The following is a 22577-nucleotide window of genomic DNA, read 5'->3' on the forward strand; positions in this document are numbered from 1 at the left end:
CCATCTAAATATTGCTTAGCAATGATACATTTTAGCTCTCGGCTATATTTGGACATAAAAAGACCCCCAATAATTGGTGTCCAACTATTGGGGGTCAGTTCATACTCGGGCTTTTTTATTACCTATCGATTTTTCTGCATCTCAAGCAGGTCACCTTCCCCTTTAGACTCTCAGCCATATTCTCGCCTTAAACGAACACAAAGCAGCCTCAAAGTGATATTCAAATCATGAGCTTAAGCAAAACAGCACTAACGAGTCGTTTTTTAAACCATAAAGCTAAAAACACACCAAAACCACACGTTAGCAAACCGTGTACTTTCGGTTATTACTTAAACAATCCAATAGATAAAAATATCAGCACAAACACAAGCACTGTTGCTAATCAGGAGTTAACCGTTGAAACGTATTTATCTAGCAGGACCAGAAGTATTTCTAAGTGACGCTGTCTCTATCGGTGATCAAAAGAAGAAGATTTGTGAAGCTTATGGCTTCGAGGGTATTTTCCCACTCGACAATATTCTAGAGTTGAATGAACCTAGCCCTCAGCAAAATGGCTTAAAAATTGGCCGTGCTAATGAAGAGCTTATTGAGAGCTGTGATATCGTCATCGCCAATATGACACCTTTCAGAGGCGCGAGCTGCGATGTGGGTACAGCCTATGAAATGGGCTTTGGTAAAGCGCTAGGTAAAACAGTACTTGCCTACAGCAATAACTCGGATCTTTTCTTAAAACGAAACCTAGACCAACTGCCAAACGCTAAGCAAGTCGATGAGCAAACCTATGTGGATGGCATCGGCATGACGCTAGAAAACTTTGGTTTAATTGATAACCTAATGCTAGATAACGCAGTATCAGGCCCGATAGAATTAGAGAATGTTGGCGTATTTTATGATCAGACAGACGTGTATCGAAACCTACGTGCTTTCATACGCTGTCTAGAACAGCTAAAGAGCGACGCTAAGGCTGCGTAAATCGCTATCTAAACTGAATGATATTGATTCTCCCAGCATCCTCGCAATGCTGGGAGAATTTCTATTGACGATAAGGTATTAACGATAAGGCATAAATAGAGAGGAAAACTATGAGCGAGATTTGCATGATGTCTCTTACAAGAGACGAAGTAGCGGAACGTAAAGACTATGATGCGATCAAAGCGTCATTTGATGATTTATGGTCTTCGATTAACTCAAACGAAAATGCCAACGTTAGTATTTGTACCAGTGAAGGGACTTGTCTTTTTGTGGATAGAGAACAGCAGCTTTACAACATTAAGCTTGGTGTTGATCAGAAGGAAGGGTATGTATCGTGCAGAGTGAATCAAGTTGAAATTGAAGAGGTTGAGAGATTTCTTCATGCCTATTGCACTTACAGTAAAAGCGGATTGATTCAGTTAATCCAAGAAAGTAATTCAAAAAGTAATCCAGAAAGAAATTCAGAAAACGAACTGTAATCCTCATTAGAATACTGATAGCCCTCCCCAGCGTCTAAACCGTTCAATCCAAAGTAATTCAAATTCAACTCACTCATATCGATGTCACTAGCCAAAAAGCTAACCTCCCACACGAGAGGTTAGTGAACCGAAGAGTAGTAGTTCAGATAAGGGAAATCGACAAATTGATTATTTGGAGCGCGGGTTCAGTCACTTGGTGAGTTAAGCGCTTTTACTCGTTATTCTGGTTTTCTTATTGAGATAAGTGTTTAGCCTGAATTTTTCATCTGGCGTAGCAACACCTTGGTCTAGCATGTTTACAGGATAAGATTTAGGGAAATCTATGTGGTAACCCTGATAATAATCAGCCCCATACTGGGCAGCAGAACGTAAGTTATCCACGTTCTCAATCCCCTCAAAAATCACCTTAATACCTTGTATCGTCGTAATGGTGTTCAGTTCTTCCAAAAGGTTGTCGTCTTGAGAACCACTCATAGCAAACTCAATCAACATATCACGGCTCACTTTGAGGTAGTCAGGCTTCACGACTGCCATGCGGCTATAACCCGCCCAACCAGAGCCAAAGTCATCCAGTGCGAAGGAAATACCTATGTTTCTGAGGTACTCAGTACCTCGATGTAAACTCTCTATGTCAGCTAAAGGGCAATAGTCCTCGACAATTTCGACGACGATTTGACTCAAGTCTACCCGCTCCTCCTTGATTAACGGAAGATATAAGCTGTTTAAGTCGTTCCCGTATGAAAAGTACTTAAAAAAGCATGGGGTAACATTGAGAAACAGCTTTAGATCACGACCGTAGATGCTCGAGTTCCGAAAGTTTCTCAAGTGCATAATGTTCAAGAAAAACTTAAATCTAAACTCAGACTTCTCACCGAAGTCCTCAAGAATTTTATAGAAGCGTTTAACGTTTACCTTTGCACCTTGCATCTCTACTCGGCATATCGCCTCATAGCCAAACACATTTTGGTCTGCGTCATTAATCGACTGAAAGACACTGTGCACTTTAAATCCAAGAACCGACATCTCGTATCGACGGTGTTCAGAGTTCCACTCAAGCATCAGTTAGCCTCACTTGGACTGTGCTGGATTGCATAGCGGGCTAACGGAGTCCATTAATATCGCTTCAGCTTCTTCCAGTTCCATTTTTTGGGCAAAGGCTAGCTCTTCTGATATCAAATCCTTGATGTGGTCCACTAAGACTTGTCGATCGTCTTCTGAGATCTTCTTGCTCTGAAGGTGACATAAGCGAACCAGTAAGCTGATGACATCTAAGCCTTTGGATTCAACACAAGCTACCTGTTTATATTCTTCAATGCTGCCTAAAACGCGTGTAACACTTTCTTTTGATACGACTTTCATCTTCACTCCAAAAACAAACAACGTTATTAATAATCCCTATATCTGTTGATGTTCTATCCGTGAATTATGCGTCTATCGTACTTGCGCTCAATCTAAACCACATCATTCAAAACTCACTAAAAACACACCAAATATACATTCCACACATTTTTCAAACGAACTTGATTTTTGATAGCCAAAGCGATGAAAAAAAATAGAATCGACGACAAGTTGGTCTAGGCGTAATAACAATAAAAATAATTAATTTGAGAGAAGTAGAATGATTAATGATAATTCACTTGTAATTAATGATGAGTTACATATAAACCTGAGCGATCGTTCGATAATGAATATCGAAAATAAAACCTTAATCAAATTAAGGCCAAAACCATTCCGTGTTTTACTCTATTTGCATAACCACAATGGGCGATGTGTGAGTAAAGATGAGCTTTTTAGTGAATGTTGGAATGGTGCTATTGTCTCTGATCAATCTCTAACCAATACGATCAGTACGTTAAGAAAGTCGCTCAAAACGATTGGCATTAAAAATACAAAGCTCACCACTGTGAGTAAAGCTGGCTATCTGCTTGAGAAAATAGCCAATGAAGAGCCATCAGAACCCCATCTACCTACTGACAGCAATTCACCTACTGAAACCAGTCTAGCTTCTGAAACCCAGGACGATGACACAGTAGTCGCTGCCACAACTGATGGAGTAACGAGCGAAATCTCAGTACCTACCGAAGTGATCGATAACCAAGAGCTGCCGAATAAACCTCACGAAACTCTGGTTTATCTTAAAAAGCTATTCATGTTAATGCTGGCCGTTACTTCCTTGTCACTAATTAGAGGTTGCTATAACACAAATAATATCAACAAAAATATGAGTCAGCGTTTAGTGTCCACAGAAAACATCTCATATAACCTTGTTGATCATACGGGAATGTTAGACCTTGAAAATATGGAGGGAATAATCCAAGTAAGCTCATATAAGGATTGTAGAGCTAGGCATATTGATATAACAGTAACTAAAAATAGCGAAGGTGTTTTTGAGACCGATTTTTCGATAGTTTATAAGAATAAAGCCCACAACTACTTGCATTCATACAAAATAAAAAATGACAGTTCTGAAGTTAGAATAATACAGATTTCTAAGATACTCAGTTTATGTAAACTCTCATTTTAAATAGGGTCTTATTCTATTAGTCGTTGATATTTTATAATAAAGTTGAACGATGTGATTTTCATTATCTGTTGGTTTGAACAAACCCCATGTTGTTTAGCTAGAGTTTGCCCCGCTTGAAACTGAGCTTAACTAATATAATTCAAGAGACTCAACATGAAAAAAACGTTAATCACGCTAGCGGCACTGATTTTAACCACAACGGCAGGTGCTGCGGACTACTTAACAACCAGTGAAACGGCTCCAACAGGAAAAGACAATACGCTGACTTTATACTACGAGACAACGTTCAACCTTGTCGGTAATAGCTTGACTGTTGGTGATTACCTGCCTTCAGTGACATTGATGACAAACAAAAACCAGCCGTACGATACCACAGCAAAAACAGACAAAGTGCGTATCTTTAGTGTACTGGCTTCGATTGACACACCAGTATGTAACCAACAAGCTCAGGATCTTTCTAACTTTGTAAAAGCAAACCCTGAACTGACAGATAACATTGAATTCATCGGCCTAAGTGCAGACACGACTTTCGCACTGGATCGATTCAAGAATGAGAAAGGTATTACAGACAACCTAACTTTGCTTTCAGATGCCAAAGACCACGTTTTTGGTTTTGAATCAGGCACACAAATCAACGAACTTGGTTTACTGGCTCGTAGCACATTCGTTGTCGATAAAGACAACAAAATCGTTCATATTCAGCGAGTTCCAGAGCTGACGATGATTCCAGATTTAGACAAAGCTGTTGAGGTAGCGAAAAAATACTTCTAAGCAAAGTAAACCAGTGGGCAAGTTAGGCTTGCCCACTTTGATTACCCTTCTTACTTCCCGCAAATCAATAGCTCAAATACATAACTTAAAGGTCATTTGTAAGCCCTATCAATACATAACTTACAAAAGCTTACCAAGAGAAAATGCCATTTCTTGTAACATGCGAGCTTTATTGCTTGCAGATAATTTGGTTCTCTATGATAAATAAACTCATTATTCCTACTCTTGTTGTTACAACAATGCTTACTGCATGTGGCGGCGGAAGCGGTGGCGGTAACAATAACAGTGCTTCAAAAAACGTCATTGACGCATCTAGTGCCAGCTCAGTGGTTAGCTTGGGCAACAATTTCTCGCTGCAATTCAGCGTAAAGTCGATTAAAAATGGCGCAGACAAAAACGTGAACGTTGATATTACCCAGTACGGTAATAATCTAAAATCAAGCGGCAGTTTTGCTCAAGTTCATGGTATCCCAGAGCGCAACTATAAGACTCAAAATGACGCAGACATTACGTTCACAGTAACGGCAACAAGCTCGTCTGGTAAAACGTATAATGTTGAAAACTTTAATATTTACTACGAGAACTTCAACTCAACCACAACACCAGAAAAACTTGCTGTTGCGAAAGTCGAAAACAACATCAAGAACATCATTCTTTGGAAAAAAGCCGACACCGTAACCATCAACAAGCAATTCATCATCGATAGCACTGGCGACAAGTTTAATATCGACCAGATGAGACCGATGAACCTTTACGTTCGCGTGGGTAACACCCTAAGTAACGCTATCCAATTTGTTCCAAGCTTTGCTCAAAGTGCTTCAGAGACGTTCGCTCGTGTACCAACGAGTGATTGTTCTGTTATTTCAAACACAACAGGCGACTTACTTAACAATGGCATCAAGCAACGCAGTTGCGTAGAAGCTCATGGGTACAAGATCCCGTTACTGATCGAAGACAAAACACAGAATGACGGCACGGCCAAAGTTGCGCACGTTAAGAAGATCATGCAGTACTACCTTGATAACTTCCCAGCTGAAGTGACCAAGGCGATCTACGACAGCAAAGCTGCGATGGCGTTCTTTTACGATGATGATTGGGCTAACAGAGGTGCGGGCGATTACTTAGATGAAAACTACCGCTTCCAAGATCTATTCGCCACTGAAACGACAGATACTACAGCAGGCGAAAACAAGCCGGGCTTAGCAAATCAACGAGACGCTGCGTTTGAAGAGATCATTCACTTTGTACACGACTACGGTGTGATGAATTTAGCGGTGCAATCACCTTCATCAAAGTGGGGTGTGATGCAAAAAGAACTCGATGAGCTGAATGAAAAAGCGATTCTTGCGGGCTCTTACTTTCCAAATGGAAAAGACTCGACGATTGTTGAAGCTGACCTAGACGCTGAGTCATACGATCAAGAATACCTAGCGTACTCTCTGTACGCTTACTACGACGTAAACTACAAAGGCTACAGCGCTCAAGAGCTAAGTTCCGCGACATTCACAGAGCTTCAAAAGAACGACCCTGCGATGGTGAAGTTTATGGAGAAATACTTCCCTACTCGCGTCAATCTAAAAGCGAAGTTCCCAGGTTACCCGAACAACTAGTTCTCGGTGCCTAAGCCTCCAACTAAGAGGCGTAAAAAAGCCGAATGTGATAATCACATTCGGCTTTAAATTTACGCTTTAGTGCTTACAGCTTGAAGCGACTGATTTCGCTCTCTAGCTCGTGAGACAGTTCAGACAGCTGAGCTGCTTGCTCTGCCGCTTGGTGTGCTTCGTCTGCTAGCTCGTTAGACACGTCACGGATTCCCTCAGTGTTACGAGTAATCTCAGACGTTACAGAAGCTTGTTCTTCTGCCGCAGAAGCAATCTGTGTCGCCATGTCGCTGATACGTTCAACAGCAGCATGAATTTGCGTTAGGCTTGCAGCCGCTGAGTTTGCGTCATCAACACTGGTTTCAGCCAAAGTACGGCTGTCATTCATGATGCTAACCGCTTTGCCTGTTGTACCTTGTAGCAATTCGATAGTCTGTTGAATCTCTTGTGTTGAACCGTGTGTACGTTGGCTCAGAACACGAACTTCATCAGCAACAACCGCAAAGCCACGACCTTGCTCACCTGCACGAGCTGCTTCAATCGCTGCGTTAAGTGCAAGTAGGTTTGTCTGTTCAGCGATGCCTTGAATGTTAGACAAGATAGCGTTGATGCTATTACCGTGCTCTTCAAGTTCTAGGATTACGTTCGTCGCAATCTGAACTTCTTGAGCAAGATTTTGGATTGAGCTTTGAGTCTGTGTTACTTGACCAGTACCGTGCTCACACGCACCAACCGCTTCAGATGAGTTCTGTGCCGTGTGGTCTGCGTTACCCGCGATCTCTTGTGTTGCCGCTGCCATTTCGTTAACAGCCGTTGCAACCATGTTGATTTCGTCTTGTTGCATCTGGATGCGAGCGCTACGCTCTTCCGCTTGTGATGCAGTTTGGCGTGCTTGGTTACCCAATGCAGCAGACACTTCACTTAACTTGATCACCATTGTGTGCATGTTGCCCACGAAACGGTTGAAGTTTTGCGCCAGCTGGCCAATTTCGTCATCGCTCTTAGGCTCAAGACGCTGAGTAAGGTCACCTTCACCTGAAGCAATCTCTTCTAGTGCTGCAGATACACGGTTTAGGTCGCGGAATAGGAAGCTCACCAACCAAGAAACCAGTACGATCACGATAAGCGTGATCACTACAGCCGTCATAATAAGCTGAGTAAGTAGTGTTGAGTGGTTTGCTTCTTCAGTCGCTCGGTCCATCTGAACCGCGAAGATCCAGTTAGTGTTTGGTACTTTCGTGAAGTAAAGCAGCTTCTCAGCGCCACGTTCTTTAATGATCTCGATGCTACCAGTACGCACTGCATTCTCGATGATAGGCATAGAGATGTCATTAGAAAGCTGGCTTACTGGCTTCAGGCTTAGTGCTGAATCTGGGTGCGCTAGGAATGTGCCGTCAGACGCATCGATTAGCATTGCGTGAGCGTTGTCACCCACATCTAGGCTGATAACGTCATTAACCAATTGGTCGATAAGTACGTCAGCACCTACCACACCAACAAGTTGACCATTGTGGCGAACTGGCTCTGCAATCGTTACTAGAAGTGCTTTGGTGATTGCATCTTGGTAAGCCGTAGTAATGATCTGCTTACCTGCAGCGTTTGCTTCTTGGTACCAAGGACGTTGACGAGGATCGTAACCGGCACGGTTACGTTCAGGGTGTGAGCGGTACATGCCACCTTCTGGAGTACCTAAAAAGATATCGTCAAAGCCACCCGCTACACGAGCTTGCTTAAGGAAAGGAACAACATCATCCTCTCGTGAAAAGTCGTTGAATGCTGAAGCGATATCCGTACGAATATCAATCCAGTTTTTAATACCTTCAGATGCTGCTTCTGATACGCTTTCAGCTCGTAGGTATACGCCATTACGAGTCTGTTCAAATAACTGGTTTGCTGATAACCAAGTCAGTGCTGTAGCCATAACGACAACAGCAGATAGGCTCGCACCTATTAACTTCTGTTTTAGTGTTAGTTTCATGTCAAAGTTTCACGAGTGGTGGGAAATCCCGCGCATACTACCCAATATCAGTATTAAATTCGAGCGATTTCACAATTTAATATTGGAATATATTTTTATGTAAACCATAGCCTTAGCTTATGCCAATTAGTTGGCATATCGCCAAATTCAAGGCGCTATTAACGATATGGTTATTACAAAATATTTCAGCTTCGATACGATGAAGTATGTATAGAAACTGCCATGAAAATAGATAGAAATAGACATGAGAATAGATAGAAAAAAGGCAGGTGAGTCTCCTCACCTGCCTTCGTATTATTTATCGTTCGACTGTATTTATAACACGGTCGATTCACGCTTTATGAGCTAGCGTTTTTCTGTACGCATACCCATTAGCAAGCTCACACACATCAATAACAGAATGATGGTGAAAGGCAGCGCCGTCGAGATAGCACCAGCTTGAAGAGCTTGTACTGCTTCAGTACCACCAACCCACAATAGTGCCACTGCAATCGCACCTTCAAGGAACGCCCAGAAAACACGTTGAGGTACCGGCGTGTCTACTTTACCACCAGCGGTAATGCTGTCGATAACCAGAGAGCCTGAGTCAGACGATGTAATAAAGAATACTAGAACCAATACTACTGCAATGATCGACAGCAACGTACCAAACGGTAGCGCATCGAACATTTGGAACATCGCTAGTGATACGTCGGTTAAACCTTCACTACCAAGTGTGCCGATGTTATTCACGATTTGATCAATCGCCATACCGCCAAATACTGACATCCAAATGATAGTTACAGTAGTTGGAACAATCAGAACCGCTGTGATGAACTCACGAACCGTACGACCTTTAGATACACGTGCGATGAACATACCTACGAATGGTGACCATGAAATCCACCAAGCCCAGTAGAATACCGTCCAACCGTGCAACCATGCTTGGTCTTCACGACCGTGAGGGTTACTCAGTGGAATGATGTTCTCGATGTACGCCATTAGGGTTGTTGGGATAGAACCTAGTGTCACGGCATAACCGATTAGTGCCACTAAGATAAGCAGTAAGAACGCTACCAGCATGTTTATGTTACTGATAACTTTTACACCGCCATCTATACCACGAAGTACTGAGACTACGGCCAGCAAAGTTACAGCCGTAATAACGATAACTTGTAAGCCCAAACCAGCTTCAAGGCCAAATACGTGTTGAATACCACTTGCTGCTTGCTGTGCGCCTAAACCTAGCGAGGTCGCCAGACCAAATAGAGTCGCAAGTACCGCTAGAATATCAACAACGTGACCAGCCCAGCCCCATGCTCTATCACCTAAAATTGGGTAGAAGATAGAACGAATCGAAAGCGGAAGTCCCTTGTTGTAAGAGAAGAATGCTAACGAAAGAGCAACCACGCCATAAATAGCCCAAGGGTGCAGACCCCAGTGATACATAGTTGCGCCCAGCGCCAGTTTTGCCGCCTCTGGTGTGTTCGGCTCTACGCCAAGTGGCGTCTCAAACCAACCAGTGTAGTAAGCCGCTGGCTCTGCCACACTCCAGAACATCAATCCGATACCCATACCTGCTGCGAACAACATGGATAACCAAGACATGAACGAGTAATCTGCCGTTGCATCAACACCACCAAGGCGGATTTTACCAAACGGAGAAACGATCAAGCCTAAGCAGAAGATTACAAAAATATTGCCTGACCAGATGAACAGCCAATCGAATGAATTGATGATTTGCCCTTTAACGCCATCCAGTGCGGCCTTCGCTGATGCAGTATCAGTAACCAGAACACCAATCAAAAACAGAGCAATCAAACCTGCACTAATGCCAAATACTGGGTTATGTACGTCGAAACCCCATTTTTGGACGTTATCCTGACCAACAGTGTAATCGGTACTGTCGATACTGTATTTATCTATACCTTTAGTCATTATCCCTCTCTACGGAATACTACTAATATCCCTTACTTACCTGTGACCTAATCACAAACTCGAACCTACAATCCAAGTAGCACAAGCCGTTGTCACATTAATTCAAATACTTGGATGTCTGAAGTTTAGCAGGTTAACTTATTGTTTTCAGTAAACCTGAAGCGGTTCGTTTGGTTTTCATCCAATATTCGCGTAAATACTCAAATTAATGTCGAAAAAAAAGCCGAACATGTCGGCCTTTAATTCAATATTACTTTCAACTCAAAGCATTTCGGTGTTTCACCAATTGATTTTCTGTCCGTAAACCGAGTAATAAGCTTAGGCACATAAGCAATAATATGAACGCAAATGGAAGTGCCATAGAAACGGTACCGGCTTGCAATGCTTGGATAGATTCTGTGCCACCAACCCACAATAGAACCGCAGCAATCGCACCACCAATTACCGCCCAAAAAACACGTTGAGGAACAGGTGAATCCACTTTACCACCAGAGGTAATACTATCAATCACTAGTGAACCCGAGTCTGAAGAGGTGATAAAGAACACCATAATCAAGCCAATCGACACCACAGATAAAACAGAGCTCATTGGCAGTGCATCGTAAGTATGGAACAGCGAAAGCGTAATATCTTGTAGACCATTCATGCCTATCTCACCGACTTTGTTCGCAACTTGGTCTATCGCGATGCCGCCAAAAATCGCCATCCAGATAATGATCACTGTCGTTGGGATGAACAGTACCGCGACGATGAATTCACGAATCGTACGACCTTTAGAAATACGAGCGATAAACATGCCTACAAATGGTGACCAAGACATCCACCACGCCCAGTAGAATACCGTCCAACCTTGCATCCAAGTTTCATCACCACGACCATGGGGATTACTTAGAGGAATAAAGTTTTCGACGTAACCCATCAGCGCCGTTGGGATAGCTTTAATACCAGCAATGCCACCAGCAATCGTCACGAAAATCAGCAAGCCTAAAGCGACCAACATATTCACATTACTTAGCACCTTTACGCCGCCGTTGATGCCACGCACAACCGACATCGTTGCCAGAAAAGTGACCACAGCAATTACAACCAACTGCATGCCAATACCGCCATCAGTACCAAACACATGGTTGATGCCACTTGTCGCTTGCTGCGCGCCTAAACCTAATGAGGTTGCTAAACCAAACAGCGTTGCTAGTACCGCCACGATATCAACAATGTGACCAAACCAACCCCAAGTTCTATCCCCTAGAATCGGGTAGAAAATCGAGCGGATTGAAAGAGGTAAACCTTTATTGAAAGTAAAGAAAGCGAGTGCAAGAGCAACAACAGCGTAGATAGCCCAGCCGTGTAAGCCCCAGTTATAGATGGTTGCACCCAGTGCAAGCTTGGCCGCTTCAGGTGAGTATGCTTCGACACCAAGCGGCGTTTCATACCATCCAGTGAAGTAAGCGACTGGCTCTGCAACACCCCAGAACATCAAACCAATACCCATTCCTGCAGCGAATAACATCGACATCCAAGAAAGGTTAGAGTGCTCTGCTTTGGCATCATTGCCACCAATACGTATCTTGCCATACGGGGAGACAATGAGGGCAAAACAGAAAATAACAAAGATGTTGGCTGCCCACATAAAGAACCCATCGAAGTTACCGATGACTTTCCATTTTATACCATCAAGAGCAGATTTGGCGGTCTCTGGCTCTGCCACCAAAAGTGCCAACAGGAAGATGATGATCGACCCAGCACTAATACCAAATACAGGGTTATGTACATCAAAACCCCATTTCTGAACGTTATCTTGTCCTACGGTATAATCAGTATTATCAATACTATACCTATCCTTAACAGACTCCATGTTTCCTCTCTAACTTTGCAGTGCTCGGTTTGCAACATTGCATTCGGCACTTAAATTTCGAAAGGAAGAATATCAATCTGTCGCAAAAATACTAAAAAAACCTCCATAATGGAGGCCTTAATTACACATTTAGTAATTAAATTACACATTTACTGTAATTTAGCGTAAGATCAATCCACAAGCCCACAATTGACAGCGTACTTGGCAAGCTCTGCAGTAGAGTGAATGTCGAGCTTATGCTTAATGTTTTGTCGATGGGTTTCGACAGTTCGATAGCTAATATTCAGCGCCTTCGCCACCTCTTTACTGCTCTCGCCTTTCGCCACTAATTTCAGTACAGCTTCCTCACGTCGACTCAGTGGATTCTTCACCGATGGCGTCGGATTAATTGGCTGGGTGAACAAGTTTTGAGTCACTTTTTCGCAGAAATACGTCGAACCTTGATTGACCGTTTTGATTGCTTGAACCATTTTTTCAGCGGAAATCTCCTTCAACATATAGCCCACTGCACCCGACTGCATCACCTTCATAATATATTCACGGTTGTTATGCATGGTCAGCATCAGTACCTTAGCGTCCGGGTCTTCTTCTTTGATCAGGTGTGTGGCATCAATCCCATTCATAATCGGCATACTGATATCCATCAACACCACATCCGGGCGTAAGTCTTTGACAATCTCGACTGCCTCTAAGCCATTGCTTGCGGTACCTATCACGCTAATATCAGGCTCGAGTTCCAATCTCGCCATAAAGCCATCCAGTACCACTTGGTGATCGTCAGCAATCACAACTCGAATAACTTCACTCATTCATTAATCCCTCTAGTGTCAGTAACACTGTAATTTCCGTTCCGAAGCCAATCTCGCTCATCAGTTCAAAATCGCCACCGATAAACTCCACCCGCTCTCGCATATTTCGCAGACCAATCCCTCGTTTTTCCATCGCTTTGTAAGTATTAAAACCGACACCGTTATCCTGAATAAGCAGTTGTAACACATTGCCAATTTGCTGCGCGATAACCGTTACTTTGGTCGCTTGTGCATGTTTCTCTATGTTGGTTAACGACTCCTGAACCACTCGATACAAGGTGGTCGCCGCCTCTGACTTTAACTTCCCCGGTTGAGTGGCGAACAGGGTTTCAACCTCAATGCCCGAGTGCGCTTTAAAGTCTAAAAGCAGTGATGACAAAGCGGCTTCTAGACCAATATCATCTAATGAACTTGGACGCAGCTGGTGCGAGATATGCCTCACTTCCTCAATGGCGCGCATCAGTGAGTGCTGCGATTTATTGAGGTGAGCCTTAAGCTCTTCACTCTGTAACTTATTACCAAGCAGCTCCAAATGGCAACGACTCGACACTAATAATTGGTTAATACCATCATGCAGCTCGCGCGCGAGGTGCTTTTTCTCATCCTCTTGAAACATCACAGTCTTGTGAGCCAGCTCTTTCAAGTTGTTATCCGCAATGCGATGTTCGTGCATATTGATGGCTAAAGTCAGCACGATGATCACTGCTACCGTCACGCTCAAAATCACCACGATAGAGAAAAAAGTGGTTTCAATATTCTTGTTGATCGCAGCCTGCATTGAAGCGACTTCTTGATGTACATCTTCAATGTACAAACCCGTGCCAATCATCCAGTCCCAGCGTTCCAACCAAGCGGCATAACTCAGCTTGGATACCACTTCCCCTGTCGAAGGCTTTTGCCACAAGTACTGATGAAAGCCTCCTCCGGTTTGTGCTTCTCGTAACAAGGCTTCAATCAGGAAATCACCATCTTCATCTTGAAGTTGCAGTAAATTCTGGCCGATCAATTCCGGCTGTATTGGATGCACGAGATTGGTTCCGTGGCGATCATAAGCGAAAAAATAGCCATCTGCGCCATATCTAAGTTTAGACAATATGGCTCGAACTTCCGTTTTAGCTTGGGCTTCTTGAATATCGGGATCGTTGTAGATGTGTTCAATGGCGTCGAAAGCAAGATCGACAGTGTCCTTGAGTGCATTTTCACGGGACTTGATCAGGCTGTCTCTGAAGATCTCGACCTCTTTATCACCCAAAGTTTTAGTCTGGTGTAACGAGATCCAACTAATGCTCGCCGTAACCAGCAGCAACGGGAGTAGCGTCAGCAGAATCAGCTTGGCTTTTAGAGGCATTCCTTTTCCTCACTAAAAACGGCTTATTGAACATCAATAAGCCGTTTTATTTTAGCAATTTATAGATAGCCGTTGAAACATATCGTTCACATTCTTGGCGTCACTCACATTCCATAAAACGCGGGGAACGCGAGAAGTGACCCAAGTACGAGTATCTGAATCACAATGAAAGGCATCACACCTCGGTAGATGTCTTTGGTCGTTACGCCTTTTGGTGCCACACCTTTTAGGTAGAACAAGCTAAAACCAAACGGTGGCGTCAAGAAGGAGGTTTGTAGGTTCATTGCAATCAAGATAGCGAACCACGTCATGTTGATGCCCATTAACTCAGCAACCGGCGCTAAGATTGGCACGATGATGAAACAGATCTCTACGAAATCGATGAAGAAACCCAGAATCAAAATCACCAACATAGTAATAATCAGGAAGCCCCACTTCTCACCAGGAAGCTGTAGCATCCACTCTTCAACCAGATAGTCACCGCCAGTATAAGTAAACGCCATCGAGAAAGCGGTCGCACCCAGCAAGATTGCAAACACCATTGCCGTTACTTTTACGGTTTCTTTAGAAGCGTCATACACCATCGACCAGCTAAACTGCCCGTACAGTAGTGCAAGTATCATCGCACCCGCGCCACCTAATGCGGCAGACTCTGTTGGCGTCGCCACGCCCGCAAAGATAGAACCCAGTACCACTATGATTAACGCGAGCGGCGGAAGAATCGCTTTAAGCGCATCAATCACTTCTTGTTTACGGCTGATTGAATCGTCACGCTCAATTGGTTGAGCGGCTTCAGGGTGCAGTTTTGCGTATATTAAAATGTAAACAATGTACGCCCCCACCAGCATCACACCCGGCCAGATAGCCGCTTGAAACAAGTCACCAACCGGTACACCAAGTACATCACCGAGTAGAATCAAAACAATAGATGGTGGGATGATTTGACCTAAGGTACCAGAAGCACAAATGGTGCCGCACGCTAGGCCTTTGTCGTAATTGTACTTAAGCATTACTGGCAATGAGATCAGCCCCATCGCAACAACAGAAGCACCAACCACACCTGTTGAAGCAGCAAGTAACGAACCTACTAATACAGTAGAAATCGCGATACCACCACGCACACCACCAAATAAGCGACCCATAGACTCAAGTAGCTGTTCAGCCAGCTTGGTCTTTTGCAGAACAAGCCCCATGAAAACGAATAATGGAACGGCCATTAACACCGTATTTTCCATGATCGATTGAATTCGATATGGCATAAAAGCAAACATTTCGATGCCTTCAGCCCAAACACCAAAGATTAACGCGATACCACCAAAAGTAAACGCAACTGGGAAGCCAAGTAACAGTGCAAACAAGGCTACAAAAAACATTACTATTCCAATCATGTTTAGCCTCTACTTATGATTTGCATGGATAAGGTGCGGATTAAAAATCTTGTTGAGTGAGTGCAGGATCAAACCTACGCCACTCAGTGCCATCAAGAAGAATGACAGCGGGATCATGGCTTTGATGATCCATCGATATGGCAAGCCACCGGGATCGCCTGAGGTCTCACCCAGTTCATAGCTCTCTTTGGCTACATCGATACCAAACCAAGCCACCAGCAGGCAAAACGGAAGTAGAAAGATCAGCGTGCCTAGCAGGTCAATGATGGCTTGCGCTTTAAAGCTCAGTTGCTCGTAGAATACGTCTACTCGAACGTGGCCACCTGCTTTAATGGCATAAGGGACACCTAATAGGAATACGGCAGAGAAAAGGTGCCATTCCATCTCTTGAAAGGCGATTGAGACATCGTTGAACGCATATCTCATGACAACGTCATAGACGACGTTGGCGATAAGTAAAATAAACAACATACTGGAAAGCCATCCCAGTGCGTCACCAATACGATTAAACAGGCGTTCAATATAAATTAGACTTCGCATTCCCGACTCCATGGAATTTGAAAAGACATCGTGCAGCGGGGTAACAAGCTGTTCGATGTAGAAAGGGTTCTTGGGCATTTAATTATTATGTTTAAAATGAACCCTCAGCTTATTCACTCTTAAATACTCAATAAGAAAAGCTTTGGGTTCATTTAACTTCAGTTCAACAACCGTCGATTATTTCGCTTGGCTATTTAGATAAGCTCTATGTGAAATATCTGTCCATGAACGTACTTGCTCTAGGTAAGCTGCTTGTGAAGCTTGAATCTCTTTTGCCAATGCATCTTTCTCAGCGTGCTCAGCAAGTAGGCGATCGTTCGCTTCTTTCAGTGCAGACATAACCTCTGGCGGGAAATCTTTTACTTGTACATCTGGGTACTCAGTCTTCATTGAAACCCAGTTCTTACCACTTTCGTGCGTTGCTTGTGTGTACATGTCATAAGCCGCTGTACGCATTGCAACACGCAGGATTTCTTGTAGATCTTCGGGAAGCTTGTTCCATGTACGCTTGTTCACTAGGAACTGAAGCTCTGAACCCGGCTCGTGCCAACCTGTGTAGTAGTAAGGCGCGATTTTGTGGAAACCCATACGTAAATCCAGTGATGGACCTACCCACTCTAGCGCATCAATCGTGCGACGCTCTAGAGACGTGTAAAGCTCACCTGGGGCAATGTTGGTCGGTTTAGCACCTAGCTCAGCAAGAATCTCGCCTGCAAAGCCTGGGATTCGCATTTTCAGACCTTGTAGATCTTCAACGCTGTTGATCTCTTTCTGAAACCAACCACCCATCTGGATATCGGTGTTACCACCTGGGAATGACATCAAGTTGTGTGGAGAATAAACCTGCTCCATCAACTCCATACCACCACCGTGATAGAACCATGCGTATTGTTCTGCAGGCGTCATACCGAAAGGCATAGAAGTGAAGTAAAGAGTGTTTGGAACTTTACCTTTCCAGTAGTAAGAGCCAGAGTGACCCATGTCGTATTGACCAGACTTAACCATGTCAAAAACGCCTAGAGGGGCTTTGTGTTTGTTCGCTGAATCGATTCTGATTTGCAGTCGACCATTCGACATCTTTTCAGCCATCGCTGCCATGTTTTTCGTTGCATCACCGAAAACAGGGAAATTAGGTCCCCATGTTTCAGCAAGTTTCAAACGATAAACCTTATCCGCAGCTGTTGCACCGGTTGCGACCAAAGCTAAACAAGCCGCAGCAGTTACCGCTACGTTTTTAAAAACTCGTGTAAGGGAGTTAGAAATGAGACTCATGTTCACGTCCTTTGTTGGGTTAACACTCTTTCTTTGAGCATTTTTTATGATTCAACCTAAGAGTGCACCGCGATGAAGCAACAAGATATCAGGGAGAGCACGCACCCTGAGCTTGTGTAAAGGTACGTATTAGACCAAAGGATTAAGTAGAACTACGTAGGAGATAAAAGAATGATAACGATTTTAAAGGACTTGAAGAATTCACCCCGAAAATCCGTATTGATAAATACCTAAGTAGTTACAATGAACCCGTATTAACAATTGATTCCCATTTCGTGATGAAGCTCTAGTCGTTGCTGCATTTTAGGGAGAGTCATCCGCATTTATCGGTTGATCCGCCCTACTTTAGTGCTCGCTGATAAGAAACAAAATTGGAAGTTATCGTGAATAAGTTAAGAGGATATTTAGAATGGGAAAAGTAAAGGAGTTATTCAGCACCTTTCAGATACAAAAAAGCCTCGATAATCGAGGCTTAAAAACTTAACGAAGCGAATATCATCCCGTGGGATTAGATAGCTTTGTAGATAACCTTGTTACCTGCTAGCTGCTCTTTCGCTACTAGGTTTTCTTCAAGAAGTTTTTTCAATGCGCCTGTTGCCCATGAAGCTGCTTTCGCGTCTTCTTGACCAGCTGCTAGGCCGATACCTTTAGGGTTAATGCCTTCAGCATTGCTAACAACGATGTCTAGAACTTGTTGTTGCTTAGGAGTCAGTGCTACTGCAACTTCTTTAGTTGCTGCTACTGTTTTCTCTACCGCTGGTTTTGCTGCTACAGTTTTTTCTGCTACAACTTTCTCTGCGACAGGCTTCGCTTTTTTCGGCGTTGCCACTGCTTTAACTACAGCCGCTTTAGTGCGTTTCTGCAGTTTAGCCTGCACCTTACGCTTATGAGCAAGTCTCATTGAATATTTCTCCAGTTCACTGCTCTTTTCGCAGTGGTGAAAATTTGAAGCGCGATTTATACCAAAAAACAGGAGCTATTTGTAGAGTGAAGCGTCGAAAGTCGACGAAAAATACCGATATTGTCTACTAGCGTCTATTATTTAAACATCGACTTATCAATTCAGGGTCATATACACTGGTTATCCATCCAGACAAAAATATGAAAACTTGGTGTTGCCTATGGACACTCGTCATTTAACAAATTTCTCTTTGCCTTCGTTTACTCGCTCATACCGTATTCTAGCTGTTATTTTAGGCTTTATTTGCTTCATCATTGCACTCTATAGCAACACCCCAAAGTTACTGATCGTAGGCGCATTTTGCATTATTACTTTACTCGCCACTGGTTATTATTTAATGCTGCGTAGCAGAGTGATGTTCACACTCACACCAACACATTTTCAGCAGCATTTTTATAAGGGCGGGTGGGTTTTAAAATGGAGTAATATCCAAAAAATAGGCCTGTGTACCTATGAACAAGATGGCTGGCATCAACCTCTCCCTTGGATCGGTATTAAGGTCAAAGATTATTCACCCTACTTGGATTCCATCTGCCCTAAAATCACCTGCGAACTACTGCTCAGCCAGCGTGCACTTTTGTATTTAGGTGCCAAACAAGCAGGGAAAGAATCGAAGTTTGAAGACATGGTTCTCGACTCTTCGCATTATCACACTCGCTGTACTGAAGCTGGCTGTGTAGAGCTAAGTAAATTTAAAGAATCAGAAAACACTGAAGAGAGCTATTTTAGTAACAGCCAAACACAAGCTGCATCTGAATCCTCTAAAACGTCAAATGACGAGAAAGCCGTCATCAAAGATTACTCTGGACTACAGGCGATGCTCGCTAACAGAATGAAATATCAAAGAGGTTTTCACGGCTACGATATTTTTATATCAACCAATGACCTAAATATTAGTGGGGAAGAGTTTGTGGGCCTTGCTAGGCGCTACCTAGCCGCTGCCGAACGTATTTCTAATTAACATTCAAAGCTATAGAAGTGAATGTTCACGCTAACCCGCGATGAACAATAAAAAAAGCTTAGCTTTCAGAAGAAAAGCTAAGCTTCATTTTCAATCGTTTTGGTATTCAATAACTGACTTAGTACAGAGGCATCTCATCTGCTACGAACGGGTTTGAAGCGCGCTCACGACCGAATGTCGATTCAGGTCCGTGACCCGGAACGAAAGTTACATCGCTGCCTAGTGGCCAAAGCTTGGTCTTGATTGATGTGATAAGCGTGTTGAAATCGCCTTGCGGGAAGTCAGTACGACCAATTGCACCGTTAAACAACACATCACCAACAAACGCTAAACGAGCTTGCTCGCTAAACAGTACCACGTGGCCTGGTGTGTGGCCCGGAGTATGAATCACATCGATAACTTGGTTACCAAACCTCACTTTATCACCCTCTTCTAACCAAGTATTTGGTTCAAACGCTTTACACAGAGGGAAACCAAACATTTGGCTTTGATTCTCAAGGCCTTGTAGCCAGAAGTTGTCTGCCTTATGTGGGCCAACAATTTCCACGTTCAACATCTCTGAAAGTGGCACCGTACCACCAACATGATCTAAGTGACCATGAGTCAGCACCAAGTTCACTACCTTCACACCTAGCTCTTCGATGATTGCAGCTAGCTGTTGGATGTCGCCACCTGGATCAACAACGATGCCTTCCATGGTTTCATCACACCACACAATCGAGCAGTTTTGAGCGAAAGAGGTAACAGGTACAACTTGATACTTAAGAGACATATACAAACCTTAAAGGGCAAACTAAAATTTGGGCAAACTATGACATTGGATGTCTACTTTGACAAGTGCCTACCGCTTCAGTTCACCACAGAGCCTAGAGCTACCAGCTTCGTACTGGACCAGTATCAATGTGGATGAAGTTACTACGAGCGTAATAACCAACACCACCTGCTTGCAGACTTTTAGCTACGTCTCTCAGCTCCTTTAAATCAACACCATCGATACGAAAATCGATCGCTTTTCCAAGCATGTGGTAGCTCTTTTTCGCAACCCCACTCGACTTAGATCGTAATGCTTCGTTTGTCGCCGGTGAACGGTAACCAGAGATGATCTGAACTTCTTTTTGAATACCCAAGATATTTTGGATCTGAGTGATCTGATCAAAGAGGTTCTTATCCATTGGGTGGATTTCATTGCGGCGGAAGTCTCGACATAACTTACTAAGGCGAGCCATTTCATCACCAATATAGTTAGTCCCATCGAAATAACAGGTCTCTAATCTTTCACCAGTATGAAGGTTGTTCATGCTAATCGTTCTTGGTTGATCAGGGTATGAAGCAAAAGCAATAGAAGGAGTAAGTGAGGCAACAACAGCAGTACCACCAGCGTAAGTCAGAAACTGACGGCGTGAAAATAAACTTTGAGACATACAGCAAGAAAACCAATTAGATCGAACAAAAAACGCACGATACATAATGGAATTTGCTGCGTCAACGTACAAAAACCGCGCAAAACGTTAGTATTTGTAACCTTTGCACGGTTAGTTATTGATACTCATTATAATTTTATCAATAGAAGGCGAGTTGTCATTTTTTGGTCAAGATCACCATTCTATGCATATCTGCCATTAACCACCCTGTTTATCGTATTGATAGATGTCGCCACGATATTGAATCCCCTCTTCCTCAAATAACACGGTTTGATAAATGATATGTACAGGGATTCTTTTCTTGAGTCGAACTTTAGTATTAGGTGCTAGGTCATCACTCTGATTCGGCACTTTCTTTACCTTAGTCGCAAATAACAACTCCGCGAGTTCCTCGGCATGCTCAACACGAATACAACCAGAGCTATAGGCGCGGAAGTCATCGTTAAACAAGCTTTTACTTGGGGTGTCATGGAGATAGATAGCTCGCTTGTTGGGCGTATTGAACTTATACAAACCCAATGCGTTACTAGAGCCTGCTTGCTGGCGCATTCGATAAGGAAAAGAGTTGAAGTTGATCGTCTGCCAATCAATCTCGGTAGTATCGACAGTTTCCATCGAACGCCATCCATCAATCACTTGAAAATTGTGTGTTTCAAGATAACTTTCGTCGGCTTTTACTTTAGGCAAGATATCTTTAACCATGATTTTCCATGGCACGTTCCAAGTCGGGTTTAAGATCACCGAATCAAGTTTTATCTCTAAGAGTGGTGTTTTTCTCGATTTTCTCCCGACCACGACTTTAGATTCAAAAACCTCTTCTCCTCCTTCCCAATACTTCATATCAAAACTAGGTACATTCACCACTATCAGTGAGTCTCTATTTCTTGGCCATAAACGTGCACGCTCGGCGTTCAATGCTAGAGCAGTGAGTCGATCATCAAAGCCCATGTTGATCCACTTAATCGTGTCTGGTCCGATAATCCCATCCGCGGTAATCCCATGCATACTTTGAAAAGCTTTGGTCGCGATTTGTAAGTCTCGATCAAATCGAGGGGAATCGATAGCGATCATTGAAGTGTCTACGCCAACCAATGCAATGCGCTCAACCAGCGTCGCTTTGTCTGAAAGTTGATCCCCCAAGCGTTTCAAACCTTTTTGTCCGTAACGTTCAACACCAAGCTCTGATGCCGTGTTTAAAACAGAATAGGTTGCTTTGAATTGGTCAAAATCGCCAACCGGTGGCGCGTAAGACAGCACCATCTCCAACAAGTAATCATTGGCGACGCTGCTTTTAAGTCTCATAACAATATGAGGTGAAGGCGCGGGTAATTTAGAATGCAGCTGACCGGAGAAATACCACTCCTTACCTATGATTGGCGCATTCTCAACGTAGCTCAGATAATAGATGAAGGTGTCAGTCAGTAGTATGTCCAACTCTTGCCACTGCTGTCGAGATTGGTATTGGCGAATCTGTTTAAGCTGTCGCTCAAAAAGCGGGGCCATCTTCGCTTGTTCAATCAGCGATAACTGGAATTCAAACGCCTTGACCAGCTCGGGAGAGTCCCACAAGAATGGAAATGAGGTATCTTGGTAAATGCTCTGGGTAAGTTCAGGGTATATCAGCATGAAAGAGAGCTCTGAATCTGCCGGAATAAACCGACGCTCTTCAGAACTCGTATAGCTCCATGTACTCACGGAAACTAGTACTAATAAACCACAGAAGTATCTCGCTAACATGCCTTACTCCATCACCACTAATCCCATAAGTATGGCAAAGAAA

The 22577-nt window shown here is 43.5% G+C and carries 20 protein-coding genes; 6 read left to right on the forward strand and 14 right to left on the reverse strand.

Annotated features, from left to right (window positions below):
- Positions 1 to 396 precede the first annotated feature (396 nt).
- The gene (locus F0228_RS14200; protein ID WP_105057319.1) at positions 397 to 972 is read left to right on the forward strand and encodes a nucleoside 2-deoxyribosyltransferase; all 576 of its coding nucleotides are present in this window, start codon (positions 397 to 399) and stop codon (positions 970 to 972) included.
- Positions 973 to 1097: 125 nt separating this feature from the next.
- Positions 1098 to 1451, forward strand: a complete 354-nt coding sequence (locus F0228_RS14205; RefSeq protein ID WP_239961572.1) for a hypothetical protein — start codon at positions 1098 to 1100, stop codon at positions 1449 to 1451.
- A 201-nt stretch (positions 1452 to 1652) separates the two neighbouring features.
- Here F0228_RS14205 and F0228_RS14210 read toward each other — a convergent pair whose 3' ends face one another.
- Positions 1653 to 2510 carry an EAL domain-containing protein gene (locus F0228_RS14210; RefSeq protein WP_061032766.1) on the reverse strand — a complete coding sequence of 286 codons (858 nt, stop codon included), beginning with the start codon at positions 2508 to 2510 and terminating at the stop codon, positions 1653 to 1655.
- A gap of 9 nt (positions 2511 to 2519) precedes the next feature.
- Positions 2520 to 2810, reverse strand: coding sequence for a hypothetical protein (locus F0228_RS14215; RefSeq protein WP_116871894.1), 291 nt, complete (start codon positions 2808 to 2810; stop codon positions 2520 to 2522).
- A gap of 259 nt (positions 2811 to 3069) precedes the next feature.
- On the opposite strand from F0228_RS14215, the gene F0228_RS14220 reads away from it, so the two are divergent.
- From F0228_RS14220 to F0228_RS14230, 3 genes are all read left to right on the forward strand, one after another.
- Complete coding sequence (locus F0228_RS14220; protein ID WP_116871893.1) at positions 3070 to 3975, forward strand: winged helix-turn-helix domain-containing protein; 906 nt, start codon at positions 3070 to 3072, stop codon at positions 3973 to 3975.
- Positions 3976 to 4128: 153 nt separating this feature from the next.
- Positions 4129 to 4746: a peroxiredoxin gene (locus F0228_RS14225; protein ID WP_171762371.1), complete on the forward strand. Its 618-nt coding sequence runs from the start codon at positions 4129 to 4131 to the stop codon at positions 4744 to 4746.
- Between the two features lie 197 nt (positions 4747 to 4943).
- Positions 4944 to 6356 (forward strand): hypothetical protein, encoded by a 1413-nt coding sequence (locus F0228_RS14230; RefSeq protein WP_171762372.1) that lies wholly within the window; start codon positions 4944 to 4946, stop codon positions 6354 to 6356.
- Positions 6357 to 6441: 85 nt separating this feature from the next.
- Here F0228_RS14230 and F0228_RS14235 read toward each other — a convergent pair whose 3' ends face one another.
- The 9 genes from F0228_RS14235 to F0228_RS14275 all read right to left on the reverse strand — a co-directional run bounded on the left by F0228_RS14235 (position 6442) and on the right by F0228_RS14275 (position 18355).
- On the reverse strand, positions 6442 to 8325 hold the full coding sequence (locus F0228_RS14235) for a methyl-accepting chemotaxis protein (protein WP_008224272.1): 1884 nt from the start codon (positions 8323 to 8325) through the stop codon (positions 6442 to 6444).
- Positions 8326 to 8670: 345 nt separating this feature from the next.
- Complete coding sequence (locus tag F0228_RS14240; protein ID WP_008224276.1) at positions 8671 to 10242, reverse strand: BCCT family transporter; 1572 nt, start codon at positions 10240 to 10242, stop codon at positions 8671 to 8673.
- Between the two features lie 256 nt (positions 10243 to 10498).
- Positions 10499 to 12097: a BCCT family transporter gene (locus F0228_RS14245; RefSeq protein ID WP_171731620.1), complete on the reverse strand. Its 1599-nt coding sequence runs from the start codon at positions 12095 to 12097 to the stop codon at positions 10499 to 10501.
- A 170-nt stretch (positions 12098 to 12267) separates the two neighbouring features.
- Positions 12268 to 12906, reverse strand: a complete 639-nt coding sequence (locus F0228_RS14250; protein ID WP_061032772.1) for a response regulator transcription factor — start codon at positions 12904 to 12906, stop codon at positions 12268 to 12270.
- Entirely contained in the window at positions 12899 to 14254 is a 1356-nt protein-coding gene (locus F0228_RS14255; RefSeq protein ID WP_061032773.1) for a cache domain-containing protein, read from the reverse strand. Before F0228_RS14255 ends, F0228_RS14250 begins: the two co-directional genes overlap by 8 nt.
- 104 nt (positions 14255 to 14358) lie before the next feature.
- Positions 14359 to 15642, reverse strand: a complete 1284-nt coding sequence (locus F0228_RS14260; RefSeq protein WP_008224281.1) for a TRAP transporter large permease subunit — start codon at positions 15640 to 15642, stop codon at positions 14359 to 14361.
- A 9-nt stretch (positions 15643 to 15651) separates the two neighbouring features.
- The gene (locus tag F0228_RS14265) at positions 15652 to 16182 is read right to left on the reverse strand and encodes a TRAP transporter small permease subunit (protein WP_008224282.1); all 531 of its coding nucleotides are present in this window, start codon (positions 16180 to 16182) and stop codon (positions 15652 to 15654) included.
- Positions 16183 to 16359: 177 nt separating this feature from the next.
- Positions 16360 to 17454 (reverse strand): TRAP transporter substrate-binding protein, encoded by a 1095-nt coding sequence (locus F0228_RS14270; protein ID WP_050052955.1) that lies wholly within the window; start codon positions 17452 to 17454, stop codon positions 16360 to 16362.
- Between the two features lie 508 nt (positions 17455 to 17962).
- The gene (locus F0228_RS14275) at positions 17963 to 18355 is read right to left on the reverse strand and encodes a hypothetical protein (protein ID WP_004740184.1); all 393 of its coding nucleotides are present in this window, start codon (positions 18353 to 18355) and stop codon (positions 17963 to 17965) included.
- A gap of 220 nt (positions 18356 to 18575) precedes the next feature.
- Here F0228_RS14275 and F0228_RS14280 point away from each other — a divergent pair, with 220 nt between their 5' ends.
- The gene (locus tag F0228_RS14280) at positions 18576 to 19376 is read left to right on the forward strand and encodes a DUF2982 domain-containing protein (protein ID WP_171762373.1); all 801 of its coding nucleotides are present in this window, start codon (positions 18576 to 18578) and stop codon (positions 19374 to 19376) included.
- A 118-nt stretch (positions 19377 to 19494) separates the two neighbouring features.
- On the opposite strand, the gene F0228_RS14285 is transcribed toward F0228_RS14280, so the two are convergent.
- From F0228_RS14285 to F0228_RS14295, 3 genes are all read right to left on the reverse strand, one after another.
- Complete coding sequence (locus F0228_RS14285; protein WP_105057328.1) at positions 19495 to 20148, reverse strand: MBL fold metallo-hydrolase; 654 nt, start codon at positions 20146 to 20148, stop codon at positions 19495 to 19497.
- 100 nt (positions 20149 to 20248) lie between these two features.
- Positions 20249 to 20797 carry a YcbK family protein gene (locus F0228_RS14290; protein ID WP_008222012.1) on the reverse strand — a complete coding sequence of 183 codons (549 nt, stop codon included), beginning with the start codon at positions 20795 to 20797 and terminating at the stop codon, positions 20249 to 20251.
- A gap of 198 nt (positions 20798 to 20995) precedes the next feature.
- Positions 20996 to 22534: a L,D-transpeptidase family protein gene (locus F0228_RS14295; RefSeq protein ID WP_171762374.1), complete on the reverse strand. Its 1539-nt coding sequence runs from the start codon at positions 22532 to 22534 to the stop codon at positions 20996 to 20998.
- Positions 22535 to 22577 lie beyond the last annotated feature (43 nt).

Source organism: Vibrio sp. 99K-1, assembly GCF_013114585.1.
In the GTDB taxonomy this organism is placed as follows: domain Bacteria; phylum Pseudomonadota; class Gammaproteobacteria; order Enterobacterales; family Vibrionaceae; genus Vibrio; species Vibrio chagasii_B.

Coding starts and splice junctions, on each gene's coding strand:
- F0228_RS14250 (WP_061032772.1), bottom strand. CDS start 12,906: ATGAGTGAAGTTATTCGAGTTGTGATTGCTGACGATCACCAAGTGGTA.
- F0228_RS14260 (WP_008224281.1), bottom strand. CDS start 15,642: ATGATTGGAATAGTAATGTTTTTTGTAGCCTTGTTTGCACTGTTACTT.
- F0228_RS14280 (WP_171762373.1), top strand. CDS start 18,576: ATGGACACTCGTCATTTAACAAATTTCTCTTTGCCTTCGTTTACTCGC.
- F0228_RS14225 (WP_171762371.1), top strand. CDS start 4,129: ATGAAAAAAACGTTAATCACGCTAGCGGCACTGATTTTAACCACAACG.
- F0228_RS14270 (WP_050052955.1), bottom strand. CDS start 17,454: ATGAGTCTCATTTCTAACTCCCTTACACGAGTTTTTAAAAACGTAGCG.
- F0228_RS14245 (WP_171731620.1), bottom strand. CDS start 12,097: ATGGAGTCTGTTAAGGATAGGTATAGTATTGATAATACTGATTATACC.
- F0228_RS14240 (WP_008224276.1), bottom strand. CDS start 10,242: ATGACTAAAGGTATAGATAAATACAGTATCGACAGTACCGATTACACT.
- F0228_RS14285 (WP_105057328.1), bottom strand. CDS start 20,148: ATGTCTCTTAAGTATCAAGTTGTACCTGTTACCTCTTTCGCTCAAAAC.
- F0228_RS14210 (WP_061032766.1), bottom strand. CDS start 2,510: ATGCTTGAGTGGAACTCTGAACACCGTCGATACGAGATGTCGGTTCTT.
- F0228_RS14255 (WP_061032773.1), bottom strand. CDS start 14,254: ATGCCTCTAAAAGCCAAGCTGATTCTGCTGACGCTACTCCCGTTGCTG.
- F0228_RS14265 (WP_008224282.1), bottom strand. CDS start 16,182: ATGCGAAGTCTAATTTATATTGAACGCCTGTTTAATCGTATTGGTGAC.
- F0228_RS14230 (WP_171762372.1), top strand. CDS start 4,944: ATGATAAATAAACTCATTATTCCTACTCTTGTTGTTACAACAATGCTT.
- F0228_RS14235 (WP_008224272.1), bottom strand. CDS start 8,325: ATGAAACTAACACTAAAACAGAAGTTAATAGGTGCGAGCCTATCTGCT.
- F0228_RS14295 (WP_171762374.1), bottom strand. CDS start 22,534: ATGTTAGCGAGATACTTCTGTGGTTTATTAGTACTAGTTTCCGTGAGT.
- F0228_RS14205 (WP_239961572.1), top strand. CDS start 1,098: ATGATGTCTCTTACAAGAGACGAAGTAGCGGAACGTAAAGACTATGAT.
- F0228_RS14275 (WP_004740184.1), bottom strand. CDS start 18,355: ATGAGACTTGCTCATAAGCGTAAGGTGCAGGCTAAACTGCAGAAACGC.
- F0228_RS14220 (WP_116871893.1), top strand. CDS start 3,070: ATGATTAATGATAATTCACTTGTAATTAATGATGAGTTACATATAAAC.
- F0228_RS14290 (WP_008222012.1), bottom strand. CDS start 20,797: ATGTCTCAAAGTTTATTTTCACGCCGTCAGTTTCTGACTTACGCTGGT.
- F0228_RS14215 (WP_116871894.1), bottom strand. CDS start 2,810: ATGAAAGTCGTATCAAAAGAAAGTGTTACACGCGTTTTAGGCAGCATT.